Here is a 14266-nt window from a genome sequence, read left to right on the forward strand (position 1 = left end):
TATTTCAGGCGATCATGCCCGACCATTTGCGTGCTGGCAATAAGCGGCTGGTTAGCGGGTGCTTAGTGCCCAGTCCCAATACAGCTCGCGCGCACGGCGGGCTATGGGGCCGATTTGATATTGCGTATCCTCCAGCGCGGTGACCGGGGTGATCTTGTTCATGTTGCCGGTCATAAAGACCTCATCCGCCTTGTGGAAATCGTCAAAGCCAAGGATGGCTTCGTGAACGACCGTCCCGTCGGCGCGCAGGTTTTCAATGTGACGCGCGCGGGTGATGCCAGCCAGAAAGGTGCCGTTGGGGGTTGGGGTAAACACCTCTCCGTCGCGGACCATGAAGATGTTGGCGGTTGCAGTTTCGGCCACGTGGCCCAGAGCGTCTGCGACCAGCGCATTCGAGAACCCCTTGGCACGAACCTCTTGCAGCATGCGGGCATTGTTGGGGTACAGGCACCCGGCCTTGGCATTCACCACCGACGATTCCAGAACCGGACGGCGGAATTTTGTGGTACCCAGCGTGACCGAGGCGGTCTCGGGCGCCATCGGGATCTCTTCTAGGCAGATGGCAAAACCAGTGCTGTTTTCCTGTGGGACAATCGCGGTCGCGTCGCCGTCGATGCCCCAATACATCGGGCGGATATAGACGGCTGAGTCCGGTCCGTAAGAAGCCAACCCTTCGCGGATGATCTCGACCATCTGCTGGGTTGAGACGAACGGGGTCAGCATCAGTGCCTCGGCTGAGCGATTCACGCGGGCACAATGTGCCTCAAGATCCGGGGCCATGCCGTCGAAATAGCGCGCACCGTCGAAGACTGACGATCCAAGCCAAGCACCGTGATCGGCCGCGCGCATGATCGGGGCATCCCCGTCATGCCATTGACTTTCGAAATAGGTGCGGATGTTCTTGCCGACTGCCATGAAGCCCTCCCATGCTTTGCGCAAACCTAGGAAGGCGCTGCGGTAACGTCCAGCGCAATCAGCCTTGTTTTGAGCTGACCATGCCCACAATTTCGTAAGTCTGCTGCAGGATCGGCGCGGCAATCGCGCGGGCCTTTTCCGCACCTTTGCCCAGAATCCGGTCAATCTCGGCTTCTTCGCCCATCAGGCGGGCCATTTCGGACGAAATCGGTGCCAGTTTTTCCACCGCCAGTTCTGCAAGCATCGGTTTGAATTCACCGAACTGTTTACCGCCAACATCGGCCAGCACCTGATCGACCGTCTGATCGCTGAGCGCGGCATAGATGTTCACCAGATTGCGCGCCTCGGGGCGGTCTTCCAGACCATCGATCTCGGATGGCAGCGCATCCGGGTCGGTCTTGGCTTTGCGAATCTTCTTGGCGATCGTGTCGGCGTCGTCCGTCATGTTGATGCGGCTCATGTCCGAGGGGTCGGACTTGGACATCTTTTTGGACCCGTCGCGCAGGCTCATGACACGGGTCGCGGCCCCTTCGATCACAGGTTCGGTGATCGGAAAGAAATCGACGCCGTAATCATGGTTGAACTTGATCGCGATATCGCGCGTCAGCTCAAGATGCTGTTTCTGGTCGTCGCCAACCGGCACATGCGTTGCGTGATAGGTCAGGATGTCGGCGGCCATCAGCGACGGATAAGCGAACAGACCCAACGAAGCGTTTTGCTGGTTCTTTCCGGCCTTGTCCTTCCACTGGGTCATCCGTTGCATCCAGCCCATGCGGGCGACGCAGTTGAAGATCCATGCCAATTGCGCATGCTCAGGCACCTGGCTTTGGTTGAACAGGATCGACTTATCCGGGTCGAGACCGGCAGCGATGAAACCAGCGCACAGTTCGCGCGTCGAATGGGCCAGTTCCTTGGGGTCCTGCCAGACGGTGATCGCGTGCAGATCGACCATGCAATAGATGGTCTCCATGTCCGGCTGCTGCATATCCACAAACCGCTTGAGCGCACCCAGATAGTTGCCAAGATGCAGGTTTCCCGACGGCTGGATGCCGGAAAACACGCGCGGTGTGAACTGGGTCTCGGTCATCGAAGGGAACTCCCGTCTGGAAAAATCAGCCCCCGTCGCTTACCCATGAGGCTAAGGGACGTCAACCGCCGCGAAAGGCCAGCCCAATGAGCAGTGAGAATTATACACCCGCCGTGAACCCTTTGCCGCCCGTTGTGGTGGCCTTGGTGCTGTTCATTATGGGGGTGGAACTGGCCTTTACCCTGGGAACACGCGGGCTGATCGGCGGCCCGTCGGCGGTGGGATGGCGGCTGGATGCGCTGCAGAGCTATTCGTTTTCGCCTGATATCTTTGATTGGATGGTCGAGAACGGGCGCTGGCCGTTCGAACATGTCATGCGTTTCGTGACCTACCCCTTCGTGTCGGGCTCTTTCACGCAGGCCGTTTTTGTCTGCGTCTTCCTGCTGGCCATGGGCAAGATGGTGGCCGAGGTCTTTGGCGGGTTTCAGATGTTGGTGATCTTCGTGCTGTCTGGCGTGGGCGGGGCACTGGCCTATGCACTGTTGCTGGACCCCCAATACCCGCTGGTCGGAGGGTTCCCGCCTGTCTATGGCCTGATCGGCGCATTCACGTGGTTGCTGTGGCGCAAACTGTCATTGGTTGGCGAAAACCAGCACCGCGCCTTTGGTTTGATCGCGGCCCTGATGGGGATTCAACTGGTGTTCGGCCTGCTGTTCGGCGGTACGTCCGACTGGGTGGCCGATCTGGGCGGGTTTGCCACAGGCTTTGGCCTTTCGTTCCTGCTTGCCCCGGGTGGCTGGGCGCGGATCGTGCGGCGCATTCGCCGCGACTGATCACGACCGACGCAAGGCTTTGCGGAACTCTGACACCTCGAAAGCGCCAAACAGGTGGCCCAGAAAGAAATAGGTGGCCGCGGCAATCTTGATCAGGATGATCAGCGCCAGATAACGCCAGCCGGACAGTTCGAATGCCCAGCCGAATAGATGAATGGCGGCGTATAGAACGACACCCATCCCCAGCGACGCGGCCACGATGCGCCATGCCCGGTGTTTGAAGCGGTCGTCGAACCGCGCCTCTTCACCCATGCGTCGCGCGCCGAGGATCAGCAGACCGACCATAGCCCACCCGGCAGCCGACGCCGCAATGGCCGGTGCGATCCAACCCACCAGCGGATAGAGACCAAAGGCCAGCCCGGCATTCACGACCATTGCAACCACGGCATAGCGGAACGGGGACCGCGTATCCTCACGTGCGAAATACAGCGGTTGCAGCAGCTTTTGCAGCATAAAGGCAGGAAGGCCGATTCCGTAAATTGCCACTGCCAGCGCTGTGGCCGCGGTGTCCTCGGCGCTGAATTGGCCACGTTCGAACAGGACCGAGACCATCGGGTTTGGCAGGATCACAAACGCCACGGTCGACGGTATGGTCAGCAACAGCGTGAACTCACCTGCGCGGGAAAACGCGTTGCGGGCGCCGTCCCCGTCCCCGGCGCGCAAGCGGCGGGACAGATCGGGCAGTAGCACGATGCCGACGGCAATGCCCACCACGCCCAGCGGCAGTTGATACAACCGGTCAGCCGCGAACAGCCAACTGATCGCCTTTTCGGTTTTCGAGGCTACCAATTGCCCCACCACCAGATTGATCTGAGTGACGCCCATTGCCAGTGCCGCCGGAACGGCGATGCGCACCATGCGGCGCATCTCGGGGCTGAGTTTCGGCAGGCCGGGCCGGATGCGAATGCCTGCACGCTCGGTCGCCACCCAGACCAGCGCCAGCTGTGCGACCCCGGCCACGGGAATGACGGCGATCAGCCAACGGATCACCTCGCCTCCAGCGGCTGCCCCGGCGATCAGGGCCGTGCAGGCAAAGATGTTCAGCAATACGGGTGCGGCGGCGGCGGCGGCAAAGCGACCCGTGGCGTTCAAAACACCCGAGAACAGCGCTGCCAGCGACATGAACAGGATGTAAGGGAACACCACATATCCATAGTCCACGGCCAGATCGAACCGTTCATCACCGTGAAACCCTTCGGCCGTGATCCAGACCAGCGCGGGCATGAACACCATTGCCAGCCCGACCAGCGCCAGCACCGCCACGGCCAACAGATTGAAGGCGTCCTGCGCAAAGCCTTGGGCGTTTTCCTCGCCTTCCAGCCGCTTGGAAAACATCGGCACAAAGGCCGCGTTGAACGCGCCTTCGGCAAAGAAACGGCGGAACATGTTTGGCAGACGGAAGGCTGCTACAAAAGCATCCATCACTGGACCCGGACCGATATAAGCCGTCAGCAGGATTTCCCGCAAAAAGCCCAGAATCCGGCTGGCCAGCGTCCAGAACCCGACCGTGAACAGGCCTGAAAACAACCGGATCTGCTTCATGAGGCCGCGCGCTCGGCGCCTTCGGTGATGGCTTTGCGCAGTTTGGTTTCAAGCGTGCGCTGTTTGCCTTCCGCATGGTATTTTAGACCAAACATATCCTTGACGTAAAAGGTGTCGACCACCTGTTCGCCATAGGTCGCGATCACTGCGTTGGCGATATAGACATTGGCCGCGGCCAACGTTCGGGTCAGGTCATAGAGCAGACCCGGACGGTCGCGGGTATCGACCTCGATGATAGTGTAAATCTCGGACCCATCATTATCAAAGGTGATGTGGGTCGGCACGTTGAAGGCGCGTTCGCGTTTCTTGATCTTGTCGCGCGATTTCAGCGCATCGCGGGCAACAACCTCACCCTTGAGCGTCTTTCGGATCATCTGGGCCAGGCGTGGCAGGCGGCTGGCCTCGAACGGGTGGCCTTCGGTGTCCTGAATCCAGAAGGCATCGGTTACATAACCGTCTTTGGTGGTGTAGCTGCGCGCATCCACCACGTTGGCCCCGACCAGCGCCAGAGCACCCGCAATTCGCGCAAAGATACCGGGGTGATCGCCCATTGCGAAACAGGCCCGTGTGGCGTCCCGGTCTTCGTCCGGTTGCATGCGGATTTCTACCTCACCCGGATCACCGCTGTGTTCCAGCGCCCGCAGCATCTCGGCAAACTCGACTTGGGTGTGCAGGTTCAGGCCCTGCCAATAAGGCGGGTAATGCCGACCAGTTTCGGTCTTGAGGTCCGCCTTGGACCAATCCGACAACGCGTTGCGCAGGGCTTTTTTGGCCTCGGTCCCGCGATTGGCGCGGTTGAGGTCCTCCATCCCGGTTTCAAGCGCACGCTTGGTTTCGGCGTGCAGGGCGCGCAAAAGTGTGGCTTTCCAGTTGTTCCACGTGTTCGGCCCGACCCCGCGAATATCGCAGACTGTCAGAACCGTCAGCAGGTCCAGCCGTTTAACCGTTTTCACGGCTTTGGCAAAATCGCGCACAGTGCGCGGGTCTGAGATGTCGCGCTTTTGCGCCATGTCCGACATCAACAAGTGATACCGCACCAGCCATTCCACGGTTTCCGAGTCCGCCTTGTTCAGCCCAAGCCGGGGCGCAACCTTACGGGCGATTTGCGCGCCGAGGATCGAGTGATCTTCGGGTCGTCCCTTGGCGATGTCATGCAACAACAACGCAACATACAGCACCTTGCGGTTCACACCGCCTTTCAGAATGGACGACACCAGCGGCAGCGGTTCAATCAGTTCTCCGCGTTCGATCTGGGCGAGGTTGACGATACATTGGATGGTGTGCTCGTCCACCGTATAGCTGTGATACATGTTGAATTGCATCATCGCCACGATGGGCTCGAACTCGGGCAGAAATGCGGACAGCACCCCCAGTTCGTTCATCCGCCGCAGGGCACGTTCGGGGTTGCCGTGTTTCAGCATCAAATCAAGGAAGATGCGCCGCGCCTCGCGGTTTTCGCGCATATCTTCGTCGATCAGGTCCAGGTTCGCGGTCACCAACCGCATCGCGTCTGGGTGGATCAGCATGCCGGTGCGCAAACCTTCTTCGAACAGACGCAGCAGGTTCACTTTGTCGGCAAGGAATTTCTCGGGATCGGCCACGTCCAGACGACCATGCACCACCCTATAGCCCGCCTTGACCCGCGGTCGGCGACGGAAGATGCGTTCAAGCAGGGCCTCACCTTTCATATGCGAGGCTTCCAGCTTGGTCAGGAAAATACGCGTCAATTCCCCGACATAAGTGGCCTCGCGGAAATAGCGCTGCATGAACACTTCGACCGCGCGGCGCCCGGCCCGATCTTCATAACCCATCCGGTCGGCCACCTCGACTTGCAGGTCAAAGGTCAGTTGTTCGGTCGGGCGTCTGGTGATCAGATGCAGATGCGAACGGACGGCCCACAGGAAATCCTCGGCCTTTACGAATGTTTTAAACTCTTCGGGCGTAAACAGGCCCAGAGGCACCAGTTCAGCCACATCCTGAACGCCATAGATGTATTTCGCGATCCAGTAGAGCGATTGCAGATCGCGCAGCCCGCCTTTGCCTTCTTTGACATTGGGCTCGACCATATAGCGCTCACCCTGTTTTTGGTGACGCTCATCGCGTTCCTGCAATTTGGCTTCGATGAACTCTCGCTCGCTGCCTTTGAATAGGTCAGCCTTCAGGCGGTTGTCCAGCTCGGCGGCCAGTTTGCTGTCCCCCGCCAGATAGCGCTGTTCCAGCATCGAGGTTCGGATGGTGAAATCCTCGGCCCCAAGCCGCAGGCAATCCTTGATCGTGCGGGACGAATGGCCAACCTTCAGCCGCAAATCCCACAGGATATACAGCATGGATTCAATCACGCTCTCGGCCCAGGCGGTGATTTTGTAGGGCGTCAGGAACAGCAGGTCGACATCAGAGGACGGTGCCATTTCCCCGCGCCCATAGCCGCCCACCGCCAGCACTGCGATCCTTTCCCCCTGTGTCGGGGTGGCCAGAGGGTGCAGATCCTCGCTGGATACCTTCATGGCGGTACAGACCAGCCCATCGGTCAGATAGGTGTAGGAATGGGTCAGCGGCCGTGCATCAAACGGGCGTTCGGCAAAGGCATCGGCAATGGCCTGACGCCCGCCTTTCTGGGCATCACGCAAGATGCGAACGGTCTCACTGCGCCGCGCTGCGTTGTCCGAGGTCTTGTCAAAGGCCTCTGACAGCTGTGCCATGACGGCAGCGCTGTCGAAAATTTCATCTGCCGGGCAGATCAGCTCACCCCTGGGGGTGAGCTTCAAACCCGTTTGCTCAGAAACCGGCGCCTGTGAAGCTTTGTGGGGCAGGGTCAATCACTACTACCTGTTTATTTTGGATCGTGGCGACAGCCAGACCGCGTTCATTCGTACCGTTCGGCCGCAGGCGGAAGATACCGCCAACGCCCTGGAAACCGGCGTTTTGCGTCAGCGCCGAAGCGGTCAGAGCGTTGGATTTACCCTGGCTGACAAGTGCGGCGATTGCGGCGATGCCGTCATAGGCCAATCCACTGATCGGGTGCGGGGCCTCGCCATAGGTATTGTTATACCGTTGTCGGTATGCCTGCGCCTTCGATGGGTCCGGCAGCGCAAACCAGCCACCTTGTACGCCTGGCAGGTCCAGTGTTTGCGGCGGGATGTCCCAGCGCGTCAGTCCGATAAACTGCGTGCTTGTTGTGGAAACGCCCGCCTCAGGCAGTAGCTGAGTGAAAAGCGGCAGCGCGCCGGCTGTGGTTGCCGTCAAGAACAGCGAATCCGCGCCAGATGCATCTACGGTTGCTTTGACCGAGGGAACCGAGTTGATGACGCCCTGCTGCGAACGGTCATACCCCACCGATCCTGCATTGTTCACGCGGCTGCCGGCAAGCGCGTTGGCAATGGCGGTTTGACCCAACTGGCCCGCAGCATCGTTGCTGTGAACGATGACCATGTTTGATTTGCCTTGCGACCCAGCAAAACTGACAAGGCGGTTGGCTGTATTGTCGAAAGTTGGTCCAAGCACGAACACATTGCCGCCTGCAATGCTGGTGTTGTTCGAGAAGGACAACACGTTGACGTTGCTGCTCAGCGCCGCAATGCCTGCAGAGTTTGCAGCCTGCGCATAGACCGGACCGAGTATGATTTTCGCCCCGTCCGCCACCGCCTGCTGCGCAACCGCAGCGGCCGTATTTGAACTGCCCCGCGTGTCATAAACGCGCAGATCAATCTGAACATTCTGCAGATCTGACATGGCCAGTCGGGCGGCGTTTTCCAGGCTACGTGCCAGCGCCGCATCACCGGCCTGCCCCGATCCCGCGGGAACCAGCAGGGCAACAGGCACGGGGTCTGACGTGTCGATCGACGGACCTCCGCCGATGGTGCTGACGTCACAGGCGGCCAGAAATGCGGCGGTTGCCAGTACGGCGGCGGTGCGCGCCAGTTTGCGAACGGGCTTGCAAACGGTAAACATCTGAATGAAAACTCCCTGTCCCGGCGGCTTGAGATGCCGCCAATCTATTGGGTCGCGATAATAAACGTCACGCTGTGAGGGTCCAGCTTTGAATTTCCAAAAAGTCAGATTGGGCACCGGCCTGTATTTTGTTGCCACTCCGATTGGAACAGCGCGCGATATCACGCTCAGGGCGCTGGACGTGCTGGCCTCGGCCGATGTGATTGCCGCCGAAGACACTCGCAGCCTGCGGCGGTTGATGGAGATTCATGGCGTCCCGCTCGAAGGGCGGCGCATTCTGGCTTATCACGACCACAGCGGCGCGGGGGCACGCGGCAGAATTCTGGATGCTCTGGCCGAAGGGAAATCGGTTGCTTATGCGTCCGAGGCCGGAATGCCGCTGATTGCCGATCCGGGTTATGATCTGGGGCGGCAGGCGGCCGAGGCCGGGCATATGGTGACCTGTGCGCCGGGGCCGTCGGCGGCATTGATGGCCCTGACGCTGGCGGGGTTGCCGACGGACGCGTTCTTTTTCGCGGGTTTCTTGCCCAACGCAACCGGCGCGCGCCGGACGCGGATCGAGGGGTTGCGCGACATTCCCGGCACGCTGGTGTTTTACGAATCGCCCAAGCGCGTGGCGGCATGCTTGTCGGATTTGGCCGAGGTGTTGGGTGAAGACCGCCAGGCCGCGATGTGCCGTGAGTTGACGAAAAAGTTCGAAGAAATCCGGCGCGGCTCGTTGGGTGAACTGGCCACTGCCCTGCAAGGACAGACGGTCAAAGGTGAAATTGTTCTTCTGGTTGACCGGGGTCATTCGGAATCTGTTAACGAATCCGACATAGAAGAGGCTTTGACGCGCGCCTTGGAAACCCATTCGGTGCGTGATGCGGCGGATCTGGTGTCGCAGATGTACAAACTACCGCGCCGTCCGATTTATCAAAAGGCGTTGAAATTGGGAAAGGGATGACATGACCTCGCGATCTGTCCGAAGTTCGGTTTCCTACCATGCCGGACAGGCGGCAGAGTTGCAGGTCGCAGCCGACTATGAACGTAGGGGTTTCAAAATCGCGCATCATCGCTGGCGCGGCGCAGGCGGTGAGATCGATCTGATAGCCCGGGGCAGTGACGGGCTTGTGTTCATCGAAGTCAAGAAAAGCACCAGTTTCGACATGGCCGCAGCGCGGATTAGCCAGCGGCAGATTGACCGGATTTTCACCTCGGCAGCGCAATTTCTGGAAACGGAACCGGGCGGGCAGCTGACAAATGTTCGGTTTGACGCGGCGTTGGTGGATGCCACGGGGGCTGTTCAAATCATCGAAAACGCGTTTGGTCAGGCCTGACACCCATTGAACCCTCGGCCCCTCTGGGCCATGTATCTGGCGTGAAACTGAGGGACACGCCATGAAAATCGCCTTTCAGATGGACCCGATCGGGGCCGTGGATATCAACGCAGACAGCTCATTCCGTCTTGCCGAAGAAGCACAGGCGCGCGGGCATATGCTGTTTTTCTACAGCCCGGACCAGTTGGCCTATCAAGAGGGGCGGATCACCGCGCGCGGTCAGGACATGAAAGTGCAGCGTGTGGCAGGCAACCCGGCTGAGCTGGGCCCGGAACGCGAGGTGGACTTGGCCGAGTTCGACGTGATCTGGCTGCGTCAGGACCCTCCGTTCGATATGCATTATATCACCTCGACTCATCTGCTGGATCGTCTCAAAGGGCAGGTGTTGGTGGTCAATGATCCGTTTTGGGTGCGGAATTACCCCGAAAAGCTGCTGGTTCTGGATTTCCCTGACCTGACCCCGCCAACCACGATCGCGCGTGATCTGCAAACCATCAAAGCGTTTAAGGAAAAGCACGGCGATGTCATTCTGAAGCCGCTCTATGGCAACGGTGGCGCGGGCGTGTTCCGGCTGGATGCGAATGACCGCAACCTGACCTCTCTGCACGAGCTGTTTACAGGCTTCTCGCGCGAGCCGTTGATCGTGCAGAAATTCCTGCCCGATGTCAGCAACGGCGACAAGCGCGTGATCCTTGTGGATGGCGAGGCCGTGGGCGCGATCAATCGTGTTCCGGCGAAGGGTGAGACACGGTCAAACATGCATGTTGGGGGGCGGCCCGAAAAGATCGGCCTGTCCGAGCGTGATCAGGAGATTTGCGCGGCGATCGGCCCGTTGCTGAAAGAAAAAGGCCAGATTTTCGTCGGGATCGACGTGATCGGAGACTATCTGACCGAGATCAACGTGACCTCGCCCACCGGCATTCAGGAGCTTGAGCGGTTCGACGGTGTGAACATCGCCGAAAAGATCTGGCAGGCCATTGAAGCCAAGCTTTAAGAGGCAACCTTGGCGCTGATGCGAAAGCTCAGCGCCTCGGCCACGTGCGGGCGCCGGACATCTGGTGCGCCATCGAGATCGGCAATCGTGCGCGCGACCCTTAAAATACGGTGAAAGGCGCGCGCCGACAGGCCGAACCGTTCAGCGGCCTTCAACAGCAACTCTTTGCCCTCGGCATCCGGCGCGGCAATCTCTTCCAGTATCGAACCTTCAACATCGGCATTCTGCCGCGTAGCGGGCGTGTCCTGGAACCGTTCGGCCTGAATGGCGCGGGCCTGGTCGACGCGCGCTGCAACTGTCGCCGAACTGTCGCCGGAAGGTGGCAGGTCCAGATCGGTGAACCCGACTGGGGGCACCTCGATCCGCAGATCAAACCGATCCATCAGCGGGCCTGATATGCGGCCCAGATAGTCCTCTCCGCAGACAGGCGCGCGAGAACAGGCGCGGGCGGGATCGGTCAGATATCCACATTTGCAGGGGTTGGCCGCAGCCACCAACATGAACCGGCAGGGGTATTTCACATGGGCATTTGCGCGCGCGACCATAACCTCGCCAGTCTCGATAGGTTGGCGCAAGGTTTCCAGCACGGTGCGCGGGAATTCGGGAAATTCGTCCATGAACAGTACGCCATTATGAGCCAAAGAAATCTCGCCCGGCTTGGCGCCCTTGCCACCCCCAACGATAGCCGCCATCGAAGCGGTATGGTGGGGTTCGCGAAAGGGACGGCTGCGGCTGATGCCGCCTTCGTCCAGCAACCCGCACAGGGATTGGATCATCGAAGTTTCCAACGCCTCGGTTGGGGTCAGAGGCGGCAGAATACCGGGCAGGCGCGCAGCCAGCATGGATTTTCCCGATCCGGGTGTGCCGATCATGATCAGGTGGTGGCGGCCTGCGGCGGCGATCTCCAGCGCGCGCTTGGCCCGTTCCTGCCCTTTTACATCGCGTAGATCGCGGGCGCTGGGAGCCAAGTTCACTTCGCCGGGTTGGGCCGCAGGCAAGGGCGACTGGCCCGAAAAATGGCGCACGACATCGCCGAGTGATCCAGCGCCGATCACCTGTGTGGCATCCACCCAAGCCGCCTCGGCGCTGGAGGCACGGGGACACAGCAACGCGCGATCCTCGGCGGCGGCGGTCATGGCGGCAGGCAGTGCACCGACGACCGGAACCAGCGAGCCATCCAAAGACAGCTCGCCCAGCGAAACCGCGCCTTCGGCGGCGTCGGGCGGGATGATTTCCAACGCCGAAAGCAGCGCGACGGCGATGGGCAGGTCGAAATGGCTGCCTTCTTTGGGCAGGTCAGCGGGGGACAGGTTGATGGTGATCCGTTTCGACGGCAGCGCGATGGCCATCGAACTCAGCGCGCTGCGGACGCGGTCGCGGGCCTCGGACACGGCCTTGTCGGGCAGGCCTACGATGGAAAAAGCGGGCAGGCCCGGGGAGACGGCGCATTGCACCTCGACCGGGCGGGCATCAACCCCTTGAAAAGCGACGGTATGAGAACGGGCGACCATGAACGACCTGTTTGGTTAACAGGTCGTTGCTGCCATGGATGCGGTTTACGAATGGTTAACGGTGTCAGTCATTGCTAAGAATTTTGGCCAGGCACCGGGGTCCGCAACCGTTTTGTCGCGGCAGAATTGGTTACAGAATCCCCAGCGCTGACCGTCCAGTTCCAGAAAATGGGTGACCGCTTTGCCGGAATAAGGACAGATATCGTTGATCGATGGTCCGTTATCTACAGATTGGGCATCGGTTTGCGCGCCGATGGGCCATGCCTGTGACGGCAGGTCGAATGCGTAGGGGAACGGATCATAGGTCGCGGTCAATCCCATTGCGCGCCATTGTCGGACCGAAGGGTCGGATAGCAAATCCAGGCAATATTCCCGATTAGCCACGGACACAGGCAAACCATAGCCAATGATCCGCGCGGCCACGGGGGTGTAAAATACATCCACTAGAGAATACCTGCCGAAAAGCGGCCCGGAGGCTGCACCGGATGTAGTGCGGGCATGTGCCCAGAGGGTTTCGATCCGGTTCAGATCAACCAGCGTTTCAGGCGATGGTTCAAATCCCTGCCAGCAGTGCAACAGCTGCATCGAACATTCCGCGCGCAACGCGGCGAACCCGGCAGTCATCTCGGCGCATAGCCACCGGGCCGTTGCGCGGGCGGCCACGTCTTCGGGCCACATCCCGGCCTCTGGATGCCGTTCGGCCAAGGTCTCGGCCATGGCAAGGCTTTCGCCCACTATGGTCCCATCCGGCAGGCGCAGAGCAGGGACAAGGCGCGCCGGGGCCAGCGGCTTCATATCCTCGGCCATGGTGCCGGAATAGAGGCCAATCATGTGGTTTCGGTAGGGCAGGCCGAACTTTTCCAGCATCAGCCAACCGCGCAAGGACCAGCTGGAAAACAGGCGGTCTCCAATAAATAAATCATAGGTCATACGACTACGATGGCGCGCCGCGATCGTTCAGTAAATCAGTGATTTGTGCGGGGTGTGATCACGGACAGTGATTGATCTGCCCAACCGACCAGCGATCGCCGTGATGGGTGATGTCGGTGACCGAGAGGTTGTCGATGCGATGGCTGAACGCCTCTTGTACGTCAACGCCAAGGGCGCGCTGCACCTGGGTCAGGATCACGCCGAAATGGGCCACGATGATCAGGTCGTGGCCCGTGTGATCGACAATCAACTGGTCGATCACGGCATCGACGCGGGCGCAAACCTCGTTCCAGCTTTCACCTTTGGGCGGGCGCACGTCGCCGGGATTGTCCCAATACGCAAAGGCCAGATCGGGGTTTTCGGCCTCAATCTCTTTGAAATTGCGCAATTCCCATGTGCCGAAGTGAATCTCGCGCAGGTCGCTATGATGCGGCAGGCGCTGGCGTTTACCCTGAATGGCCGATGCCGTATCGGTGGCCCGCAGCAAGTCAGATGATACCACCAGCGCCTTGTCTGGCAGATGGTCGTGCAATCGCGCGATAGCGGCGTGATCGCTGAGGTCGGCAGGCAGATCGGACCACCCGACCATGGTTTTCGCATGGGTCGGCCCGTGACGAACAAGATGCAGACGGGTCACGGCAATTGTCCTTTCAGCACCAGCGGAAGCCCTGCTGTGACCTGCACGGCCAGATCGGCCTGTGCGGCCAGCGCGATGTTCAACCGTCCCTGTGCTTCGCGGAAGCGGCGGGACAGAGCGTTGTCCGGGACGATGCCATGGCCGACTTCGTTCGAGACGATGATAACCGGCGCCCGGCACGATTGAAGGGCCTGCAACAGCACAGATTGGGCTTGTTCCAGATCGTTTTCAGCCAACAGATGATTGGTCAGCCACATGGTGGCGCAGTCGATCAGACAGATATGATCGGGGGTCAAATCGGACAGGGCCGGGTCAAGATCAAATGGGGCTTCGATCGTCGCCCATCCTGCACCTCGTTGGGCGATATGGCGCTGAACCTTGTCGCGCATCTCATCATCAAACACTTGTGATGTGGCGAGATAAACGCGATTTTTCCCTGATGAAACAACAAGTTGCTCGGCAAAAACGGATTTACCAGAGGCCGCGCCACCCAACACAAAGGTTAAATCCGGATACACTATTATTACCTTTCTGGTGATCCACCCGGTTTTGTTCTGCGTATCGACCCTAGGTCGGTAAGGCAAGCCCGGCCCGCGCCTGTGAAAAGGGG

At 59.9% G+C, this 14266-nt stretch carries 13 protein-coding genes; 4 read left to right on the forward strand and 9 right to left on the reverse strand.

The features are described 5' to 3' along the window. Window positions 1-51 precede the first annotated feature (51 nt). Together ACR0M2_RS14740 and trpS are read right to left on the reverse strand one after the other, a co-directional pair. Window positions 52-915, reverse strand: a complete 864-nt coding sequence (locus ACR0M2_RS14740) for a branched-chain amino acid aminotransferase (protein WP_170377714.1) — start codon at window positions 913-915, stop codon at window positions 52-54. Between the two features lie 58 nt (window positions 916-973). After that, window positions 974-2002 (reverse strand): tryptophan--tRNA ligase, encoded by a 1029-nt coding sequence (gene trpS / locus ACR0M2_RS14745; protein ID WP_170361433.1) that lies wholly within the window; start codon window positions 2000-2002, stop codon window positions 974-976. An 86-nt stretch (window positions 2003-2088) separates the two neighbouring features. On the opposite strand from trpS, the gene ACR0M2_RS14750 reads away from it, so the two are divergent. Then, window positions 2089-2775, forward strand: a complete 687-nt coding sequence (locus ACR0M2_RS14750; RefSeq protein ID WP_170350584.1) for a rhomboid family intramembrane serine protease — start codon at window positions 2089-2091, stop codon at window positions 2773-2775. On the opposite strand, the gene murJ is transcribed toward ACR0M2_RS14750, so the two are convergent. The 3 genes from murJ to ACR0M2_RS14765 are packed head-to-tail and all read right to left on the reverse strand — an operon-like array spanning window position 2776 to window position 8265. Then, window positions 2776-4317 (reverse strand): murein biosynthesis integral membrane protein MurJ, encoded by a 1542-nt coding sequence (gene murJ / locus ACR0M2_RS14755; protein WP_170350583.1) that lies wholly within the window; start codon window positions 4315-4317, stop codon window positions 2776-2778. Beyond that, entirely contained in the window at window positions 4314-7133 is a 2820-nt protein-coding gene (locus tag ACR0M2_RS14760; RefSeq protein ID WP_480705727.1) for a [protein-PII] uridylyltransferase, read from the reverse strand. Before ACR0M2_RS14760 ends, murJ begins: the two co-directional genes overlap by 4 nt. Then, window positions 7093-8265, reverse strand: coding sequence for a penicillin-binding protein activator (locus ACR0M2_RS14765; RefSeq protein ID WP_170350581.1), 1173 nt, complete (start codon window positions 8263-8265; stop codon window positions 7093-7095). Before ACR0M2_RS14765 ends, ACR0M2_RS14760 begins: the two co-directional genes overlap by 41 nt. Window positions 8266-8353: 88 nt before the next feature. Here ACR0M2_RS14765 and rsmI point away from each other — a divergent pair, with 88 nt between their 5' ends. The 3 genes from rsmI (at window position 8354) to gshB (ending at window position 10578) form a co-directional block, all read left to right on the forward strand. Then, window positions 8354-9211 (forward strand): 16S rRNA (cytidine(1402)-2'-O)-methyltransferase, encoded by an 858-nt coding sequence (gene rsmI, locus ACR0M2_RS14770; RefSeq protein WP_480705729.1) that lies wholly within the window; start codon window positions 8354-8356, stop codon window positions 9209-9211. Window position 9212: 1 nt separating this feature from the next. Beyond that, window positions 9213-9584 (forward strand): YraN family protein, encoded by a 372-nt coding sequence (locus ACR0M2_RS14775; protein ID WP_170397216.1) that lies wholly within the window; start codon window positions 9213-9215, stop codon window positions 9582-9584. Window positions 9585-9645: 61 nt separating this feature from the next. Then, window positions 9646-10578, forward strand: a complete 933-nt coding sequence (gene gshB, locus ACR0M2_RS14780; RefSeq protein ID WP_480705731.1) for a glutathione synthase — start codon at window positions 9646-9648, stop codon at window positions 10576-10578. Here the strand turns inward: gshB and ACR0M2_RS14785 are convergent. Genes ACR0M2_RS14785 through cobU form a run of 4 tightly spaced genes read right to left on the reverse strand, consistent with a single transcriptional unit; the run spans window position 10575 to window position 14174 of the window. Then, entirely contained in the window at window positions 10575-12089 is a 1515-nt protein-coding gene (locus ACR0M2_RS14785; protein WP_480705733.1) for a YifB family Mg chelatase-like AAA ATPase, read from the reverse strand. The genes gshB and ACR0M2_RS14785 overlap by 4 nt on opposite strands. Window positions 12090-12134: 45 nt before the next feature. Beyond that, entirely contained in the window at window positions 12135-13019 is an 885-nt protein-coding gene (locus ACR0M2_RS14790; protein WP_480705735.1) for a glutathione S-transferase N-terminal domain-containing protein, read from the reverse strand. 58 nt (window positions 13020-13077) lie between these two features. Then, complete coding sequence (locus tag ACR0M2_RS14795) at window positions 13078-13656, reverse strand: histidine phosphatase family protein (protein ID WP_480705737.1); 579 nt, start codon at window positions 13654-13656, stop codon at window positions 13078-13080. Then, entirely contained in the window at window positions 13653-14174 is a 522-nt protein-coding gene (gene cobU / locus ACR0M2_RS14800; RefSeq protein ID WP_170350574.1) for a bifunctional adenosylcobinamide kinase/adenosylcobinamide-phosphate guanylyltransferase, read from the reverse strand. The genes ACR0M2_RS14795 and cobU overlap by 4 nt, the downstream gene beginning before the upstream one ends. Window positions 14175-14266: the final 92 nt, after the last annotated feature.

Source organism: Ruegeria sp. BE10 (assembly GCF_056538905.1).